Origin of the sequence: Ramlibacter sp. Leaf400 (assembly GCF_001424545.1) — a bacterium.
Classification (GTDB): domain Bacteria; phylum Pseudomonadota; class Gammaproteobacteria; order Burkholderiales; family Burkholderiaceae_C; genus Ramlibacter.
The window spans coordinates 140,962-158,839 of the sequence record NZ_LMQL01000009.1; the positions used below are offsets into that span (position 1 = coordinate 140,962).

Here is a 17,878-nt window from a genome sequence, read left to right on the forward strand (position 1 = left end):
CGTCCGGCTTACCGATTGCTCGGGAAGCTGAACATGACCCCTTCTCGAATGCCAGCCGAGGGCCAGCGCTGCGTGATGGTCTTGCGCTTCGTGTAGAAGCGCACGGAGTCCGGCCCGTAGGCATGCAGATCCCCGAACAAGGATCGCTTCCACCCGCCGAACGAGTGATAGGCCACCGGCACCGGCAGTGGAACATTCACTCCGACCATGCCGACCTGGATGTTGTCGCTGAAGAACCGCGCCGCTTCGCCGTCGCGAGTGAAGATGCAAGTGCCGTTGCCGTACTCGTGCGCGTCGATCATCTGCATCGCCTCCTCCAGCGACGCGGCGCGTATCACGCCCAGGACGGGGCCGAAGATTTCATCCTTGTAGATCGACATCTCCGGCGTGACGTGATCGAACAGGCAGGGGCCCAGGTAGTAGCCCCCCTCATGGCCCTCGACCTTCACGTTCCGGCCATCGACCACCAGTTTCGCACCCGACGCCACGCCGGCGTCCACATACGATCTGACCTTCTCGAAATGCGGCCTCGTGACCAGCGGTCCCATGTCGTTGGTGTCGTCGCTGCCGGGCCCGACCTTCATCTTGGCGATCTCCGCCTTCAGGCCTTCAACCACCGCGTCGCCTGCCTCGTTGCCGATCGCGACCACGAGCGGGATGGCCATGCAGCGCTCGCCGCAGGAGCCGTAGGCCGCGCCCATCAACGCGCTCACCGCGTTGGGGATGTCCGCGTCCGGCATCACCACGGCAAAGTTCTTGGCGCCACCAAGAGCCTGCACGCGCTTGCCGTGGGCACAGCCGGTGCTGTAGATGTACTCGGCGATGGCCGTGGAGCCGACGAAGCTGATCGCCTTCACGCGGGAATCGGTCAGCAGCGTGTCCACGGCTTCCTTGTCTCCGTTCACCACGTTCAGCACGCCCGGCGGCAGGCCCGCTTCCAGCGCCAGTTCCGCGACGAAAAGCGTCGAGGAAGGCGTGCGTTCGGCGGGCTTGAGCACGAAGGTGTTTCCGCAGGCGACGGCCATCGGCCACATCCACAGGGACACCATCACCGGAAAATTGAACGGGGTGATGCCGCTGCACACGCCCAATGCCTGGAACTCGCTCCAGGAGTCGATGGCCGGTCCGACGTTCTTCGAGTGTTCGCCCTTGAGGAGCTGGGGTGCATAGCTGGCGAACTCGACGTTCTCGATGCCGCGGATGATCTCGCCCATGGCGTCGGACTGCACCTTGCCATGCTCGGCCGTGATGAGTGCGCACAGCTTGTCGGCGTTTTCTTCCAGCAGGGTCTTCATGCGACTCAGGACGCGCGCACGCTTGAGGGGCGGTGTGTTCCGCCACGCGGGAAAAGCCGCCTGGGCCGAGGCGATGGCCTGTTCGACGGTCAGCTTGTCGGCCAGGGCGACACTCTTGCTGGACAGGCCGGTGGCCGGATCGAAGATCGGCTGGAAGCGGTCGCCGCCGGCGACGTGTCTACCGTCGATGAAATGACCCAACACGGTGGTCACGCTTTTGTCGCGATGCATGGGAAACCTCTGAATCTGATGGGGATGAAGCAGTGCCGGATCGTGTCGCCGCGAGCGGCTCACAAGTACAGGAAGTCCGTCACCACCGAGTTGAAGGCCGCGGGGTCCGTGATGTTGGACGCGTGCCCCCCGTGGTCGAACAGGTGAAGGTGGGCGTTCGGCAACCCTTGCGCCAGGCGCTGCGAAGCGGTCCATGGCACGAGCACATCGTCACGGGTCGCCACCACCAGCGTCGACGTCTGGATGTCGCCCAGCTGGGACGACACGTCGAAGGCCCTCAGCGCCGCAATGCGCTTGAGCAAGGTGTCGCGGCCCTGGAAGTGCCGGACACCGTGCGCTTCCTCCTGCGCCACCCATTCCGCGTGCTCCGACAGCCAGGCAGCGGGGTACAGGAAGAGAGGCTGCGCCTGCACATAGGCCTCGGCCCCGCCGGCGTCGAGCAAGCGCTGGCGGACTGCGAAGCAACGCGCGGTATGAGTGTCCAGCCGGTCCCATGCGTTGACCAGCACGAGACGGTCCAGACGCTCTGGACAACGCCGTGCCAGCTCGAGCCCGACCAGGCCGCCGAGCGCATGCCCCATGAAATGGCAGCGGCCGATTTCGGCTTCGTCGAGGATGCCGATGACGTCGTCCACCATATGGGCGATGGAATAGCCCTCCGGCAACGGCTCCCGGTTGCGGCCGGTCCCGCGCTGGTCGTACAGCACGACGCGAAGCTGCGGAGCCAGCGCGTCGAGCTGCGGCTGCCAGTAAGACCCGGCGCCGCCCAAACCCGCGGAAAGCAGGATGGTCGGCGCACCGGCCTCGGTGCGACCCCGGATCTCGTATTTCACGCGGCCACCTCGATGCCGAGTTCACCCCAGATCTGGTCGTACAACAGGTTGAAGGCGGGCAGCTTGCGGATCCGCAGCGGGTGGCGGAACTCCGCGGGAATGTCGATGTCGTGCACGGCATGCACGCGCCCCGGCCGGTGGGTGATCACGACGATCCGGTCGGCCATCGTGATGGCCTCGCCCACGTCGTGCGTCACGAGCACGACGCTGCACTGCCGCTCGCGAATGATCCGCAGCATGTCGCCCTGCAGGATCAGCCGGGTCTGGCTGTCCAGTGCGGAGAACGGCTCGTCGAGCAGGATCACGTCCGGATTGAAGGCGAGCGTCCGCATGAACGCCACCCGCTGGCGCATGCCGCCGGACAGTGCGGACGGCAGGCTGTTCTCGAAATCTTTCAAGCCATAGGCCGAGATGAGCTCCCGCGCGATGCGGTCCGCTTCCTTGCGGGGGACGTGCCGCACTTCCAGCCCGATGATGACGTTCTCCAATACCGTGCGCCACGGCAGGAGCAGGTCCTTCTGCAGCATGTAGCCGACGTGGCCGGTGGCATCGTGCACTGGCACGCCGTCGATCAGGATCGAGCCCCGCGTGGGCTCCAGCAGCCCGGAGATGATGTTGAACAGCGTCGTCTTGCCGCAGCCGGAGGGACCGACGATGGCCACCACTTCTCCGCGCCGCAAATCGAAGCTGATGTCCTCGATGGCGGTCACCGCCTTGGGCGTGCCTTCGTTGAACGTCATGCCGACGTTGCGGGCATTGAGTACGACGTCGCGCTTCATGGCTGCGCTCCTTGTTTCATCCGGTGTTGCTCCAGGAAGGCGAGCACCGTTTCGTTGAAAAGATCCGGTTCGGTCCGCGACATCGCGTGGGCGCCGTGCGGCATGCGGGCGAGCTGCGCCCCGGGGATGCGTCGCGCCAGCAGTTCCGAGGAATGAGGCGGCGTGAGGATGTCGTCGTCGGCCACCAGGACGAGGCTGGGACAGCGGATCCGCTCAAGGTAAGGCAGGCCGTCGAACGCCATGATGCCGTTCAGGCGCGCCTCCAGGATCGAGGCGGAGGGCGATGCCCCGGTGGCCGTGGCCACCTCCCGTTCCAGCGCCTCGTCGTTCGCGCAGATGTAGTCCGGCGGATAGAGGAACAGCGGCGTGGCCCGGTGGTATTCGCCGGGACCCGCCTTCTGCAGCACCAGTCGGCGCAACCGCAGGCACCGGGCCATCTGCGCGTCCAGCGTCGCCCAGGTGGCGTACAGGACCAGGCTCGCGATGCGCGACGGCTGCGTGGCGGCCAGTACCTGCCCGATCGCGCCGCCCGTGGAGTGGCCCACCAGGTGGGCGCGCCTGATGTCCAGCGCGTCCATGAGCTTCAGCAGGTCCGCGGCCATCAGCTCCACGGAGTACGGCATCTCGCAGCGCGTGCTGCGGCCAGTTCCGCGGTGGTCGTGGAGCACGACCTGGTAGCGCGCGGCGAGGGCTTCGACGTTCGGCTGCCAGTAGCTGGCCGCGCCGCCCAGCCCGGCGACCAGCAGCAAGGGTTCGCCCGTGCCGACGACCTCGTAGTGGATCTCGGCATCGCCGATGTTCACGTGCATGGCGGCTCCCTCAACGCCAGGTGAGGCGACGCTCGATCCAGCCGACGATCGCGTCCAGGACCAGGGCGAGCGCCATCAGGGCGAAGATGCCGACCCACACGCCATTCAGGTTGTAGAGCGTGCCGGCGTAGTACACCAGGTAGCCCAGCCCCTTTTCGGCCGAGATGTACTCGCCGACGACGGCGCCGATCATGGCGAAGCCGATGTTGAGCCGGAAGGCCGACGCGATCCATGGCACGGACCCGGGCACGATGACCATGCGGAAGATTTGCAGCCGCTTGGCGCCGAGCGCCCGCAGCATGCGCACGTAGTCCTGATCGACCTCCTGGCTGCCGGTGTAGCTGGTGAGCAGCGCGACGATGAACGTGATGGCCGCCGCCACGGCGATCTTCGACTCGATGCCCACGCCGAACCACACGATGATGAGCGGCGCCAGGGCGATCTTGGGCAGGCCGTTGAGTGCCACCATCAGAGGCCGCAGGATGGCCGCGGCGGTCGGCGACAGCCACAGGAGCAATCCCGCGGCCGAACCGAGCACGCTGCCGATCAGGAAGCCGATGATGGCCTCCTGGGCGGTGACCCAGGTGTCGGCCAGCAGTTGCCCGGACGCGAGCCGGAGCACGAACTCGCGCCACACGCCGCTGGGCTGGCCATAGGAATAGACCGGGAGCCACTGGGCGCGCACCGCGACCTCCCATGCCAGGAAGATGCATGCGAGCAGCAGCACCTGACCGATCAGGACACGCAGCGCGGTCTTGCCGGTCCGCGGCCTGGGCCTGGCCTCGCGCGCCGGCTTTTCTGGTACTTGCGCGCCAGCTTGGGCGTCGGGTGGGCTGAAGGGCACGGCGGATACGGCGTTGGTGTGTGCCATCGTCACTTCTCGCCGACGTACGCCGTCGTGGCGATCTCGACCAGGAACTCAGGGCGCACGAGGTCGGCCCTGATGCAGTAGCGAGCGGGCGGACTCTCGGGAAAGTATTCCTTGTAGACGACGTTCATGGCCGCGTAGTCGCCCAGGTCCTTCAGGAAGATCTGGTTGAACACCACGTCCTTCATCGTGCCACCGGCCGTCTCGATGACGGACTTGATGGTGTCCAGGACGATGCGTGTCTGCTCCTTGGCATCGCCCACGGCGAGGGTCTCACCCTTGCTGCCGATGGCGAGCGTGCCGGAAACGTAGACGAAACCGCCTGCCTTGACGCCGGGGCTGTAGGGCGCCAGCGGCGGAGCGGAACCGGGAGGGATGAGGACGGTGAAGGACATGGGGTGGCTCCTGTCGTGAACGGGGAAAGGGCGGGCCGGCCTTCAGGCCGTGGCCGGCTCGACACAGGCTTCGACGAACTGGTCGACGGTGGTGGTCCAGCCGAAGAATCGTTCGACGTTGTAGACCGTCGCGTCCTGGATGTAGGCCGGGCCAGCCTGGAAGCAGGCGTCGCGGATCAGCACCGGGAAGTACTCGTGGAAGAAGGCGTCGCGGATGGTCGACTCGACACAGACGTTGGTCGCCGTGCCGCACACGAGCATCGTGTCGATGCCGCGGCTGCGCAGGAGACTGTCCAGTGCGGTGCTCGTGAAGCCGCTGTAGCGCGGCTTGGGGATGACGATGTCCCCTGGACGCGGCTGGAGGGCATCCACGAAGGCGTAGTCCCAGGTGCCCTTCGTGAGCAGCATCCCGGCAAGCTCCGGGCGCTCGCGCATCAGCTTCAGCGAGTTGCCCTTGCGCTGGTTGACCGACCCCGGCCCACCGGCCTCCTTTTGTTCCCTGTCCCAGCCGTTCTGCAGCCAGAAGACCTGGATGCCAGACCTGTAGGCGGCATCCAGCGCGCGCTGGATCGCCGGGACGACGGAGGCGGTGGCCGAGAGATCGACCCCCAGGTGGCTGAAGTAGCCACCGGGCGAGCAGTAGCCGTTCTGCATGTCGACCACCACCAGGGCGCTGCGCGCGGGATCGATTTCGAATGCTTCGGGACGGGCGGAAAGATGGAAAGGCATGGGAGAAGACGGATCGGTGTTCAAGCTTTCTTCACGGCCTTGGTCGCGCGCTCGGCGAACCGGTTGTCGACCATGTCCTCGTAGGGGCGGGGAGACTTCACGGAACCTCCAGCCAGCTCCAGGGCCATGTTGGTGTCCCATTCCTGCTTGGAGATCGTCGGGTTCACGGGGATGGCCGTCGACTTGGTCAGGAGGTTCTCGCCCGCTGCGCGGATGACCGCGGGTTCCACCTGCGGGAACTCGGCGATCGAGGTCTTCACGAACAGCTCGCGGTCGGCGTGCAATGCGGCCTGGGACTCGGCGATGGCATTGCAGAAAGCCTGCACCAGCGCCGGGTCCTTCTCGACCAGGCTCTTCTGGGCGATCGCGGTCGTCCACGACAGCGGGCCGATGACGTCGGCGAAGGCGAACACGGGCTCGAGGCCGAACTTCTGCTTGGCCAGGCTCACGTCCCACTCGAACATGGTCGCGACGTCCGCACGCCCGTCGAGCACCGCTTGCGCCTGGGCGCCGGCCGGCAACTGCAGGAACTTGACCCCCGCGCCTTCGGGGTCGAAGCCGCCTCGCTCCTTCATGGCGAAGGTCGGCATCTGGATGGTGGAGGACGGGAACCGCAGCGTCGCGATCGTCTTGCCGCGGAAATCCTCGATCTTCTTGATGCTGGAGCCCGGCTTGGCGACGGCCCACATCGCCACTCCGCCAACGATCTTCGCGATGTTGGTCAGCTGGGCCCCTTCGTTGGTGGCGTTCACGGACATGCCCGCGCCGGTCACGGCGAAGCTCGCCTTGCCCGAGAGCACGACGGGCACGGCCAGCGCGATGCCGCCGGCCGAGCTCACCGCCACGTCGAGCCCATGCTTGCGGAAGTAGCCGCCGTGCTTGGCGGCATAGAGCGACACGTACATGCCAAGGTGGATGGCCTCCGAGACGGAGATGCTCTTGAGGCCCTGGGCAATGGCTGGCGCGCCGACACTGCCAAGCAAGGCGCCGAAGCTGGCGGCACCTGCGCCGATCAGTACTTCTCTGCGGGTGCGGGTGATCACGGCCGGGGCCGTGATGGCTGGGATGGGGGGCTTGGTCATCGGAACTCCTGTGAAGCGCACTCAGAGTACGGCGGGAGTTCGTGTTCTGTAAATTGCCGTCTCTGTCATGCCGTATTGCAGAAAAGGCAACACTCCGAGGAGAGAACGGCGCCGCCGCCATGGCGGCTCCGGGAAAACACGGGGGGAAGGCAGCTTCAGGCCCGACGCTTCTTCACGTTCTTGCCGGCGACCGCAATCTCATCCGTGAGAAGGCTCAGGAAGGCGCGGGCAGCATGCGGCAGCGGCCGGTCACGATGCACGCACACGGCGGAGCGGGCCGCAGCGAAGTCCGGCTCGTCCACCGGCACCAGGAGAAGAGCACCCATCTCGACTTCGTGCGTGACGTTCAGCGCAGGCATGAAAGCGATGACCTGTCCCGTGACGGCCATCGTCTTCGTCAGCTCGAGCGAGTTGGTCGTGACGACTACCTTGGGCTCGTAGCCGTACTTGCGAACGGCCCGATCGAAGACCTGGCGCAAGCCGAAGCTGTGCTCGGGCAGCGCCAGCGGTTGCTTGCAGATATCCACCATGCGCAGGCTCTTGCGCCGGGCGTAGGGATGGCTCTTGGCCACCAGGCAGGAAATCGGCTCGATGAACTCGCCCACCACTTCGATTTCGGCCCGCGGCGCCGCATTGAAGGTGACGCCAATATCCGTCCAGTCCTCGAGCAGCGCCTCGACTATGCGGTCCGTCGGCGCCGTCTGCACGTTGAAGGAGACGTCGGGGTAGCGCCGGTTGAACTCGGCAATGATGCGCGGCAAGAAGTCCGAGACCAGGCCTTCCAACACCCAGATCGTGATCTCGCCGCGTCGCAGCCCCCGCAGGTCGTCCAGTGCCACGCGTGCCCGCTCCAGGTCCTGGAAGATCCGCCGCGTTTCGCGATGCAGCACCTCGCCGGCGGCGGTGAGCTGGACACCGAGCTTGGAGCGCTCGAACAGCACCGCGTCGAACTCGTCCTCGAGCTGCGCGATCTGCCGGCTGACCGCGGAAGGCGCTACATGCAGTCGATCGGCGGCCCGCCGGACCGAACCGAGCTTGGCGACCTCGTGGAAGTACCGGATCGTCAGGAATCGCATGCCGAGGCGAGGGGCGGTTGCGAAGGGGACGGCTATGGTACGGCATGCCGCGCGTGCGCCAGCAATTCGCACGCCCATTCCCAGGGCCTCACTTGCGACGGCTCGCGTACTCGACAAGCGCGCGCAGCTTCGTCGATTGGTTGCGCCTGCTCGGGTAGTACAGGTAGAAGCCCGGGAAGGTTGGTGAGAAGGAGGCGAGGACCCGCTTGAGGCGCTTGTCCCGCAGGTGCTGCCGCACCAGGGGCTCGAAGGTGTACGCGAGGCCGACCCCTTCGAGCGCGGCATCCACGCTGAACAGCGTGTCGCTGATGGTGAGGTTGCCGCCGATCTCGTAGTCCACGACGCGGTCGTCCACCTGGAACTCCCACTTGTAGATGGCACCGGTTCCCGCGAACCGGAAGCGCACGCAGTTGTGCCGCGCCAGGTCGTCCGGGTGCCGGGGCGCGGGAAAGCGCTGCAGGTACCCGGGTGAGGCGACGACCGCGACGGTGACCGGCCCTCCCAGAGGCACGGCCACCATGTCCTTGTGCACGCTTTCCCCCATGCGGACACCTGCATCGAAGCCGCGTTCGACGATGTCGACGAAGCCTTCGTCGTTCGTCAGCTCCAGGTGAACGTGCGGGTTCTCCTGGAGGAACCCCGCCAGCAGGGGCTGCAGGACCATCGCCGTGGAGATGCGCGCCGCGTTCAGTCGAAGCGTGCCCGCCGGCCTGCCCTGGAGTGCATTGAGGTCCTCGCCCGCCTCCACGACCTGGCCGAGGGCAGGCCCCACGCGGGCGAGATACGCCTCACCGGCCTCGGTCAGGCTGACGCTGCGCGTGGTGCGGTGCAGGAGCTGCACGCCCAGCCGGGACTCCAGCTGGCGTATCGCCTGGCTCAGCGCCGAGGCCGAGACCTCCAGTTCCGCTGCGGCCCTGGTGAAGCCACGATGCTCCGCCACCTTCCAGAAGGCCATCAGTCCGTCGAGCTGGTTCAGCTTCACACCATGAAGCTTACCTTCACAAGGCATGGAGCATCAGGTGGTTTTTCTTTCCATCGCCGGTCCCTACATTCGCGTTCATGGAACACCAGAACCGCCGCCGATTCCTCGCCGGCACCACCCTGGCGGGTGCCGCACTCGCCCTGTCGTCCCCCTCGTGGGCCGCCCCATCCACCCGCAAAGGAAGCAGCATGAAGACACGCCAGCTCGGAAAGCTCCAGGTCTCGGAACTCGGGGCGGGTTGCATGAGCATCAGCGCCAACTACGGGCCGCCTGCCGACCGCCACCAAGGCATCAAGGTCATCCGCACGGCGCATGACAACGGCGTCACCTTCTTCGACACGGCCGAGGTCTATGGTCCCTACACCAACGAAGACCTGGTCGGCGAAGCGCTCGCACCGATCCGCGACAAGGTGGTGATCGCCACCAAGTTCGGCTTCGACATGGACAACGGCGGCGCGCTGAACAGCCGCCCGGCCCACATCCGGAAAGTGGTCGAGGGATCGCTCAAGCGCCTGCGCACCGACCGCATCGACCTGTACTACCAGCACCGCGTGGACCCGGCCGTGCCGATCGAGGACGTGGCCGGCACGATCAGGGACCTGGTCCGCGAAGGCAAGGTGCTCCACTTCGGCCTGTCGGAGGCGAGCGCGCGCACCATCCGCCGCGCCCACGCCGTGCACCCGGTGGCCGCCGTGCAGACGGAGTACTCGGTGATGAACCGGGACCCGGAGCACAACGGTGTGCTGCAGGCCTGCGAGGAGTTGGGCATCGGCTTCGTGCCGTGGGGCCCGCTCGGGATGGGCTACCTGCCCGGGACGCTGGATGCGCGCACGAAGCTCGACCCCAAGGCCGACCTGCGGGCCGGCTTCGACCGCTTCTCGCCCGCCAGCCTGGCGGCGAACCGGCCCTTCGTGGAGCTGCTCGGGCGCGTGGGGCAGAAGGAGAACGCGACGCCGGCGCAGGTCGCCCTGGCCTGGCTGCTGGCGCGCAAGCCGTGGATCGTGCCGATCCCGGGCACGCGCAACCTGGGCCATCTCCAGGAGAACCACGGTTCCCTGGACGTGCGGCTGTCCCCCGAGGACCTGCGCGAGATCGATGCCGCTCTGGCGGGCCTCAAGGTGCACGGTGGCCGGATGAACAGGGAGCAGATGCGGGTGGTGGACGACTCCGTTTGACGGGCAGCTCCAGCGCCGGCCGCAACCGCTGAGGTGCGGCCATCAAGCAGCGCTTGCGGATCCAGCAAGGAGTTCACGGCTAGTTCTCTCCAGGGCCAACAACTAGAGTGCGGGTCCTGCACCAAGGAGGACCGACACATGGAGCGACCCCCACGCGAACAGATCGATCGACGCCAACTGCTGACCGCGGCCTCCGCGCTCGGCGTGGCCCCCTGGCTGCTGTCGGCCTGTGCAGCGCCGTCGGGCGCCACCCGCGCAAGCGCAAGCGTTTCAGGCCAGGCCGGGGCCGCAGGCTCCACGATCCGGCGCCGCCTCGGACCCCTGCAGGTGTTCCCCATCGGGCTGGGCGTCCAGTGGCATCCGGGCCGCGGCCCGCAAGGGGTGAACGACTTGTACGCCAGCAGCACCGACCGCAGCGCGGCCATCGCCCTCCTCCGGCGCGCCGTGGATCTCGGTGTCACGCTGTTCGACACCGCCGAGGTCTACGGCCCCTTCATGTCCGAGGAAATCCTCGGGGAAGCCCTGCAAGGCGTTCGCAACCGGGTCACCGTGTCCACCAAGTTCGGCTTCGACGTCGATCCCAGGACCGGTGAGCGTCGCGGGGCCCAGAACAGCCGGCCGGAACACATCCGGCAGGTGGTGGACGGCCAGCTGCGGCGCCTGCGAACCGACCGCATCGACCTGCTCTACCAGCATCGCGTGGATCCGCAGGTGCCCATCGAAGACGTGGCCGGGACCCTCAAGGACCTGGCGGTTCAGGGCAAGGTGCTTCACTACGGCTTGTCCGAACCCGGCCTGCAGACGGTGCGCCGCGCCCATGCCGTGCACCCCGTGGCGGTGATCCAGAACGAGTACTCGATGCTGTGGCGCGGTCCCGAGGCGCAGGTCCTGCCGCTGTGCGAGGAGCTGGGCATCGGCTTTGTCCCCTGGAGCCCGCTCGGCATGGGTTTCCTGGCGGGAACCGTCAGCGCCAGGACGCGCTTCGGGGAGGGCGACTTCCGCGCCACCGTGCCGCGCTTCGCGCCCGACGCCCTGCCGGCCAACATGGCCCTGGTGCGCCTGGTCCAGGCCTGGGCGCGCCGCAAGAACGCGACGCCCGCGCAGCTCGCACTGGCCTGGTTGACGGCTCGCAAGCCCTGGATCGTGCCGATCCCGGGCACGACGAACCTGGCCCACCTGGAGGAAAACGTCGCCGCCGCGTCGATCTCCTTCAGCGCGGCGGAGTTGACGGAACTCGATGCGTCGCTGGCGGCCATTCCGATCCGCGGCGAACGCCTCTCGCCACCCGTTCTGGCGGCCACGGGGGTCGAGGCGCCCCCGAAGCGGTAGATGCCAAAGATGCCACGCTCGCGCGGCCCGGCTGTGACCTGGACCCGACGGTCGTACTAGAAACCGTAACAATCCCATTCACGATCGTTGTTTTGTCGAGCAACCCCTTGGTTCCCCCTCGGCACGCCCCTTAAATTGAGGGATCGACGGAGGCAGAGCAGTGGGTCTGGCGGCAGCGTGGTTCGTTCCCGGGGCGATCGCCCTGCTTGGTGTGCTCGTGGGTGTTCTCGGGAGCGTGGGGTGGGCTCGCCGCCAGGCGAAGGCCCGGCGGCGGATACCGAAGGACTGGCCGCTCGATCCGCGGGTCATCGCCAACTCGCAGGAGCGGCAGGTCTGGAACTACCTGCTGCGCACCTTCCGCGGCCAGCACGTCATGGTCAAGCTCCCCATCACGCGTTTCACCCTGCCCAGGAGCGGCGAGAACCGCGCGCACTGGTACCAGATGCTCAGCGGCGTGTACTGCACGTTCACCGTCTGCGGCCCCGATGGCCGGGTGATCGGCTGCGTCGACGTTCCCGGCCCCGGCGGCATCTCCAGGAGCAACCGGCTCCTCAAGCTCAGCCTGCTGTCCCAGTGCGGCATCTGCTACCGGATCGTCAGGCCCGACGAACTGCCGCAAGCCGCGGACATCCTGGAGGAATTCCTCGGGGATGAACTGGCGCTCGCCCGGGTGGGTGACGGCATCGATGCGGCCGCCTTGGCGAAGGCCCGCCAGAAGCTGCGTGCGGCGGTCGATCGCCAGCGCCAGCAGCGGACCGGCACGTCGACCTCCCCACCCAGCGAGTTCCCCTCGCAGCCCGCGGCTTCCGGCCCCTTCGTGGACAGCGGTTCCACCTCGGGCCCGTGGCAGCAGCCGGACTCGTTCATCGCGCCGCTGGACAGCCGTCTCGCCGCGCTGGCGTGAGGCCTGGAGCGGTTCAGGGCAGCACGACGTGGCGCCGCCAGGGCAGCCGCGGGTCCGCGTCGTAGTCGGCCACCACCCAGGCGCGGGTGGCGTGACCGGCCGCCTCGGCGAGGAAGTCCCGCACGACGCCGGCGGAGGCCGCATCCAGGGCGGCGAAGGGCTGGTCCAGGCAGGTGACGGTGGCGCCGCTGGCCAGCAGGCCCACGAGGGCGACCTTGCGGCGGCTGCCGGTGGACAGCATCGACAGCTTCTTGTCCAGGTGGGGCGCGAGCCGAAGCGCCTGCGCGAGGTCCTCCTGCAGCGCCGGGTCCCAGCGCGGGCAGCGCGGTCGCAAGGCGTCCCACACCTGGCGAGGCGTCAGGTCGTCCTGCCCCGGCAAGGCGAGGTCGAGCCAGAGCGCATCGAGCAGCTGCGCGGGCCCCGGCGGGCGTTCCAGGTCGCCCGCCAGGCGCCGCAGCAGGCGGGTCTTCCCCGCGCCCTCCTCGCCCGTCACCGCCACCAGGCCCGGGGGAAGTGGCAGCAGGTCGCCGGCGTTCATTGCTCGCGCAGGGACCGGAAGTAGCCCTCGATCGCCTTGGGCAAGGCCTTGCGAGGACAACGCTGCAGCTTCACCAGCAGGTCGTGCGGCGCGTCCTCCACCTCGTACCGCTCACGGATGTCGGACTGGATGCGCGAGAGCAGCGCCGCCGCGACCTCGGCGTCCGCCATCGCGCGGTGGGCCCGCCCCGCCGGGGCAATGGAGTGGAAAGCCGCCAGCGAGCCGAGGCGCCAGCTGCCCGCCTGCGGATAGAGCCGGCGGGACAGCAGCAACGTGCACGCCATCGGCGGATCGGTGCGCTCGGGGCGGCCCAGCCGGGCCGTCTCCGCCGCCCAGAAGCGCTGGTCGAAGGAAGCGTTGTGCGCGACCAGCGGCATGCCGGCGACGAAACGCGCAGCCTCGGACATGACCTCCTCGGCCGGCGGCGCCGTGCGGATCATCTCGTTGCTGATGCCGGTGTAGGACTCGATGAAAGGGGAGATGCGCACGCCCGCGTTCATCAGGGACTGGAAGCGGCCGACGACCTGCGTTCCCTCCAGCACCACGATGGCGATCTCGGTGGCGCGGTCGCCCTGGGCGGGAGAAAGGCCGGTGGTTTCGAAGTCGATGACGGCAAAGGGCTTCAACGCGGGCCTTGGGGTGACGAACGCCTGAGTATGCCAAGCGGCGACGACGTCCTAGACTCCGATTCCTCCCCAACACGCCAAGGCCCGCATGAAAGTCCCGCGCTCCACCGCGGCCGCCGCCGTCGCATGGCTCCTGGTGCACGCCCCGGGCGCGCAGTCCGCGTCGCCCGCGCCGCCTTTCGACGTTGCGTACAGGGCGTGGGAGGTGGTGACGGAACTTGCGCGGCACTACGGCGACCCGACGGTCAGCGGCGAGTGCGGCAAGACGTTCCGGCCCTTCGTCATTCCCGGCTTGCGCAGGCAGACCCCGCAGGAGCAGGACGTGGCCGCAGCGGCATGCTTGCAGGCCGCCCGGTCGGCCTGCACGAACGCAAAGTTGCGGACGCCGGCGGAGATCGCGAAGAAGTGCGAGGAGTTCAGGTAGTGGCCGCGGCCGTCACTCCACGCCCCGGATTTCTTCCAGCATGGTCTGCGCCTCTTCCTCCAGGGCCCCCAGCGCACGGATGAAGGTGTCGTAATCCGCCGGGCTCAGGCGTGATCGCAGCCTCGCCTCCCGCTCGAGCGACACCGGGACCCCGTCGCGCAGGCATTCGACCGCAGCAGGGGTCAGCGCCAGGATCTGCTTGCGTCGATCCACCGGGTCGCTGGCCTGGGTGATCAAGCCCTTCTCCGCCAGTTCGAACGCCACCCGGCTGACCTGGCTGTGGTCGAAGTTCGCCATGCGCGCCACTTCGCCCGATGGAGAAGTCCCGAGCCGGTTCAGGATCACCAGCACCCGCCACTGACGGCTCGTGAGCCCCAGGTTCTGCCGCACGGACGCATCCACCAGCCGGGAGATCGCCTGCGCCAGCACCGAGACACGGTAGGTGATCAGCCTCTCCGGGGCGTGGGCCGTCACCTGAGCCGCCGAGGCACGACGCGGACGCGGCCCCGCCCCCTTCTTTGCTATCGCACTATTTGCCATGGCACATATTTTCCAGTAGGATCAAGTCCGTTTTCCGGGCACCGCCCTCATTTTCGATGCCGCTCCCGAGCCGCGCGCCGGGACGTCGCGGAATCCGTCGCCGCCCCCGAGCAATCCCATTCCATGGAATCACTCGTGAACTGTAGTGCTCCCCCCAGCGTGCTCCACGGTGTGCGCGTGATCGACCTGTCGCGGCTGGTGGCGGGCAACATGCTCTCGCTCCAGCTGGCCGACTTCGGCGCCGACGTCATCAAGGTGGAGTCGCCCCGCGAGGGCGACACGCTGCGTCACTGGCGCGAAGACGTGGGAAGTGGCGAGGGCCTGGACGCATGGTGGCGCGTCTACGGCCGCAACAAGCGCAGCCTGGGCATGGACCTGCGCGACGCGCAAGGCATGGAAGTCCTTCGCAGTCTCCTCGCCACTGCCCAGGTGCTGATCGAGAGCTTCCGGCCCGGGACGCTGGAGGCCATGGGGCTGGCGCCCGAGACACTGCATCGCGCCAACCCGAAGCTCGTCATCGTCCGGGTGTCGGGCTGGGGTCAGAGCGGTCCTTACCGCGACCTGCCGGGATTCGGCAGCCTGCTGGAGGGATTCAGTGGCTTCGCCTACAAGCACTCGACGCAAGGCGTGCCGCGGCTGCCGAACATGGCCCTGGCCGACATGGTGGCCGGCCTGACCGGAGCGTTCGCCACCCTGGCGGCCTTGCGGGAAGTCGAGGTCAACGGCGGCCACGGACAGGTTGTCGACCTGTCGCTGCTCGAACCCATGCTGGCCATCATGGGGCCGGACGTGACGGCGTTCGCCGCCACGGGTCGCGTGCAGGATGCCTCGGTGAAGATCGCATCACCACGGGGCGTCTACCGCTGCAGGGATGGCACCTGGGTGGCGATGTCGGGTTCGACCGATGCCATGGCCCGGCGCGTCCTGGAGGCGATCGGCAAGAGCGAACTCGCCAGCGACCCGCGCTTCGCCACCAACTCCGCGCGGCTGGCAAACGACGCGGAGCTGGACGGCCTGATCGCGGCCGCCATCGCGCAGCTGGATCAGGCCGAATGCCTGGCCTTGTTCCGGTCCCGGGGCGTCACCGTCGGCCCCATCTACGACGCTGGACAACTGCTCGCCGACGAGCACGTGGCCGGGCGGGGCTGCTATGTCAGCGCGGACGATGCGGACCGTACCGTGATGCACAACGTCACGCCGCGCCTCAGCCGCACGCCTGGGAGCATCCGGCACAGGGCGCCTTCCATCGGCGAAAACACCGTCGAACTGCTGCGCGAGGTCGGCGTCCAGGAAGCCGCCATCGCGGCGATGTCCGCCCGGGGAGCCATCCGATGCGGCTGAGCGAGGCACGGTCCCTGCTGTTCGTGCCCGCGACGTCCCCCGACCTGCTGGCCAAGGCGGCACAGCGCGGCGCCGATGCCCTGGTCGTGGACCTGGAGGATTCGGTTGCGCAGGAGCGCAAGGCCGAAGCCCGCCAGATGGCCGCGCAGGCCATCGGGCAGCTGTCGGCCCAGGCGCCGGTCCTGGTACGGGTCAATGCAGCACCGGATCTCCTCCAAGCCGACGTGCAGGCCTTGCCGCTCGGACAGCTGCGCGGCGTGCTGCTGCCCAAGGTGGAATCCGCCGCGCAGGTCCAGGCGCTGGCGCAAGGGCTGGCGGCGCGGCAGCCCACCGGTGCGAAGCCGCTGCCGATCGCTGCGCTCATCGAAACGCCGCTGGGCGTCCTTCGCGCGGAAAGCATCGCCACGGCGCACGCCAGCGTCTGCGCGCTCGGCTTCGGGGCGGAAGACTATGCCGCCGAGATGCAGGTGCAGGCCCAGCCGCAGTCGCTGCTCTGGGCCGCCCAGTCCGTGACGAACTGCGCCCGCGCTTTCCAGCTGGCCTGCTGGGGCCTGCCCGGCAGCGTGGCCGAGATCAACGACATGGCCGCTTTTGCCGGGCTGGTGAAACTGGCCCGCGGCATCGGCTTCACGGGAACCGTTTGCATCCACCCGCGCCAGGTGCCGGTGGCGAATGCCGGATTCGGACCGACCGAAGAGGAACTCGCCTGGGCTCGCAAGGTCCTGGCGGCCGACCAGGAAGCGCGCGCCAAGGGACTCGGCGCCGCGACCCTCGACGGCCGGATGATCGACCGCCCCATCGTGGAGCGCGCCCGGCGCTGGCTCCAGAGCTGAACCCTGCAGGCCATGACCGACAACCCAGGACAAACAACGGCCGGGTCCCGGCCTCGCCGGGAGGTGCTGGTCACCGCCCGCTTCTTCGACGCGCAAGCGATGGATGCACTGCGCGCCCGGGGCTTCGAAATCCACACTGGCGGCGTCGCATTCGACGCGGTGGATTCGATGATCACCGGCGACATGCACGCGGCGCTGGAGCGCTGCAGCGCCTGGATCATGGGGATCCCGCCGGTCACGCGGGCGCTGCTCGAACGCTACCCCCACCTGCGGGCGCTGGCCCGGCGGGGTGTCGGCTACGACACCATCGATGCCCAGGCGGTGAAGGACCTCGGACGCCTCCTCACCATCACCCCGGGCGCCAACGAGCCGACCGTGGCCGATCACACGGTGGGCCTGATGCTCGCCGTCGGCAAGCGCTTCTTCGAGTCGCACCGCCGCATGCAGGCCGGCACCCGGGCCGTGGTCGTCGGCAACGAACTATTCGGCAAGACGGTCGGCCTGGTCGGATTCGGCCGGATCGCCCGCCTCGTGGCCCGGCGGCTGCGAGGCTTCGACGTGCGCCTGATCGCGCACGACCCTTACGCCGACGAGCCCACTGCCCGCGAGGCCGGCGTCGAACTGGCCAGCCTCCAGGACGTGCTGGCGCTGAGCGACTATCTCAGCCTGCACGCTCCCCTGACCGACGGTACGCACCACCTGGTCAACCCGAGCACGCTCGCAGCCATGAAGCCGGGGGCCATCCTCGTGAACACGGCCCGCGGCGAACTCGTCGACGACGCGGCCCTGCTGGCGGCGCTGAAATCCGGAAAGCTGGCGGGTGCCGGGCTGGACGTGCTCGGGTCCGAACGAGACCCGTCACTCGAAAGCGTCACGCGTGAGTTGCTCGCGCTGCCGAACGTGGTGTGCACGCAGCACACCGGCGGGTCGAGCCATGAAGGCCTGGCCCGCGCCAACATGCTCGCCGCCCGGTGCGTGATCTCCGCGCTGGACGACGCCACCCCCCTTCCGCCGGGCTGCGTCGTGGCCGACGGACGCTTGCGCTGACCGGCGCCCGGCCGGCGACCCGCTCACACCATTGATCCACCC

At 68.2% G+C, this 17,878-nt stretch carries 20 protein-coding genes; 7 read left to right on the forward strand and 13 right to left on the reverse strand.

Going from position 1 to position 17,878, the window contains the following annotated elements:
• Nucleotides 1–8: 8 nt before the first annotated feature.
• The 10 genes from ASG30_RS08875 to ASG30_RS08920 all read right to left on the reverse strand — a co-directional run bounded on the left by ASG30_RS08875 (nucleotide 9) and on the right by ASG30_RS08920 (nucleotide 9,079).
• Nucleotides 9–1,526: a CoA-acylating methylmalonate-semialdehyde dehydrogenase gene (locus ASG30_RS08875; RefSeq protein WP_055895060.1), complete on the reverse strand. Its 1,518-nt coding sequence runs from the start codon at nucleotides 1,524–1,526 to the stop codon at nucleotides 9–11.
• 59 nt (nucleotides 1,527–1,585) lie between these two features.
• The gene (gene rutD / locus ASG30_RS08880; RefSeq protein ID WP_055895062.1) at nucleotides 1,586–2,359 is read right to left on the reverse strand and encodes a pyrimidine utilization protein D; all 774 of its coding nucleotides are present in this window, start codon (nucleotides 2,357–2,359) and stop codon (nucleotides 1,586–1,588) included.
• Nucleotides 2,356–3,138 carry an ABC transporter ATP-binding protein gene (locus tag ASG30_RS08885; protein WP_055895064.1) on the reverse strand — a complete coding sequence of 261 codons (783 nt, stop codon included), beginning with the start codon at nucleotides 3,136–3,138 and terminating at the stop codon, nucleotides 2,356–2,358. The genes rutD (ASG30_RS08880) and ASG30_RS08885 overlap by 4 nt, the downstream gene beginning before the upstream one ends.
• The gene (gene rutD, locus ASG30_RS08890; RefSeq protein WP_055895066.1) at nucleotides 3,135–3,947 is read right to left on the reverse strand and encodes a pyrimidine utilization protein D; all 813 of its coding nucleotides are present in this window, start codon (nucleotides 3,945–3,947) and stop codon (nucleotides 3,135–3,137) included. Before rutD (ASG30_RS08890) ends, ASG30_RS08885 begins: the two co-directional genes overlap by 4 nt.
• A 10-nt stretch (nucleotides 3,948–3,957) precedes the next feature.
• Entirely contained in the window at nucleotides 3,958–4,818 is an 861-nt protein-coding gene (locus tag ASG30_RS08895; RefSeq protein WP_082521985.1) for an ABC transporter permease, read from the reverse strand.
• Nucleotides 4,819–4,820: 2 nt separating this feature from the next.
• Nucleotides 4,821–5,210, reverse strand: coding sequence for a pyrimidine utilization protein C (gene rutC, locus ASG30_RS08900; protein ID WP_055895068.1), 390 nt, complete (start codon nucleotides 5,208–5,210; stop codon nucleotides 4,821–4,823).
• 42 nt (nucleotides 5,211–5,252) lie between these two features.
• Nucleotides 5,253–5,939, reverse strand: coding sequence for an isochorismatase family protein (locus tag ASG30_RS08905; protein WP_055895070.1), 687 nt, complete (start codon nucleotides 5,937–5,939; stop codon nucleotides 5,253–5,255).
• 20 nt (nucleotides 5,940–5,959) lie between these two features.
• The gene (locus ASG30_RS08910) at nucleotides 5,960–7,021 is read right to left on the reverse strand and encodes an ABC transporter substrate-binding protein (RefSeq protein ID WP_055895071.1); all 1,062 of its coding nucleotides are present in this window, start codon (nucleotides 7,019–7,021) and stop codon (nucleotides 5,960–5,962) included.
• Nucleotides 7,022–7,176: 155 nt separating this feature from the next.
• The gene (locus ASG30_RS08915; RefSeq protein ID WP_055895072.1) at nucleotides 7,177–8,097 is read right to left on the reverse strand and encodes a LysR family transcriptional regulator; all 921 of its coding nucleotides are present in this window, start codon (nucleotides 8,095–8,097) and stop codon (nucleotides 7,177–7,179) included.
• 88 nt (nucleotides 8,098–8,185) lie between these two features.
• Nucleotides 8,186–9,079: a LysR family transcriptional regulator gene (locus ASG30_RS08920; protein ID WP_200947281.1), complete on the reverse strand. Its 894-nt coding sequence runs from the start codon at nucleotides 9,077–9,079 to the stop codon at nucleotides 8,186–8,188.
• A gap of 77 nt (nucleotides 9,080–9,156) precedes the next feature.
• Here ASG30_RS08920 and ASG30_RS08925 point away from each other — a divergent pair, with 77 nt between their 5' ends.
• The 3 genes from ASG30_RS08925 (at nucleotide 9,157) to ASG30_RS08935 (ending at nucleotide 12,487) form a co-directional block, all read left to right on the forward strand.
• Entirely contained in the window at nucleotides 9,157–10,254 is a 1,098-nt protein-coding gene (locus ASG30_RS08925) for an aldo/keto reductase (RefSeq protein WP_082521986.1), read from the forward strand.
• A 138-nt stretch (nucleotides 10,255–10,392) separates the two neighbouring features.
• Nucleotides 10,393–11,583: an aldo/keto reductase gene (locus ASG30_RS08930; RefSeq protein ID WP_055895076.1), complete on the forward strand. Its 1,191-nt coding sequence runs from the start codon at nucleotides 10,393–10,395 to the stop codon at nucleotides 11,581–11,583.
• 235 nt (nucleotides 11,584–11,818) lie between these two features.
• The gene (locus tag ASG30_RS08935) at nucleotides 11,819–12,487 is read left to right on the forward strand and encodes a hypothetical protein (RefSeq protein WP_055895078.1); all 669 of its coding nucleotides are present in this window, start codon (nucleotides 11,819–11,821) and stop codon (nucleotides 12,485–12,487) included.
• A gap of 13 nt (nucleotides 12,488–12,500) precedes the next feature.
• Here ASG30_RS08935 and ASG30_RS08940 read toward each other — a convergent pair whose 3' ends face one another.
• Nucleotides 12,501–13,025, reverse strand: coding sequence for an ABC transporter ATP-binding protein (locus ASG30_RS08940; RefSeq protein ID WP_055895079.1), 525 nt, complete (start codon nucleotides 13,023–13,025; stop codon nucleotides 12,501–12,503).
• Nucleotides 13,022–13,651 carry a 3'-5' exonuclease gene (locus tag ASG30_RS08945; protein WP_055895081.1) on the reverse strand — a complete coding sequence of 210 codons (630 nt, stop codon included), beginning with the start codon at nucleotides 13,649–13,651 and terminating at the stop codon, nucleotides 13,022–13,024. Before ASG30_RS08945 ends, ASG30_RS08940 begins: the two co-directional genes overlap by 4 nt.
• 88 nt (nucleotides 13,652–13,739) lie before the next feature.
• Between ASG30_RS08945 and ASG30_RS08950 the strand changes: the two genes are divergently transcribed.
• Nucleotides 13,740–14,075, forward strand: coding sequence for a hypothetical protein (locus tag ASG30_RS08950; protein ID WP_055895085.1), 336 nt, complete (start codon nucleotides 13,740–13,742; stop codon nucleotides 14,073–14,075).
• Nucleotides 14,076–14,087: 12 nt separating this feature from the next.
• Here ASG30_RS08950 and ASG30_RS08955 read toward each other — a convergent pair whose 3' ends face one another.
• The gene (locus ASG30_RS08955; RefSeq protein WP_162243722.1) at nucleotides 14,088–14,549 is read right to left on the reverse strand and encodes a MarR family winged helix-turn-helix transcriptional regulator; all 462 of its coding nucleotides are present in this window, start codon (nucleotides 14,547–14,549) and stop codon (nucleotides 14,088–14,090) included.
• Nucleotides 14,550–14,738: 189 nt separating this feature from the next.
• Between ASG30_RS08955 and ASG30_RS08960 the strand changes: the two genes are divergently transcribed.
• Genes ASG30_RS08960 through ASG30_RS08970 form a run of 3 tightly spaced genes read left to right on the forward strand, consistent with a single transcriptional unit; the run spans nucleotide 14,739 to nucleotide 17,836 of the window.
• Entirely contained in the window at nucleotides 14,739–15,956 is a 1,218-nt protein-coding gene (locus ASG30_RS08960; RefSeq protein ID WP_055895088.1) for a CaiB/BaiF CoA transferase family protein, read from the forward strand.
• On the forward strand, nucleotides 15,947–16,789 hold the full coding sequence (locus ASG30_RS08965; RefSeq protein WP_055895090.1) for an HpcH/HpaI aldolase/citrate lyase family protein: 843 nt from the start codon (nucleotides 15,947–15,949) through the stop codon (nucleotides 16,787–16,789). Before ASG30_RS08960 ends, ASG30_RS08965 begins: the two co-directional genes overlap by 10 nt.
• 12 nt (nucleotides 16,790–16,801) lie before the next feature.
• Complete coding sequence (locus tag ASG30_RS08970; protein ID WP_055895092.1) at nucleotides 16,802–17,836, forward strand: phosphoglycerate dehydrogenase; 1,035 nt, start codon at nucleotides 16,802–16,804, stop codon at nucleotides 17,834–17,836.
• Nucleotides 17,837–17,878 lie beyond the last annotated feature (42 nt).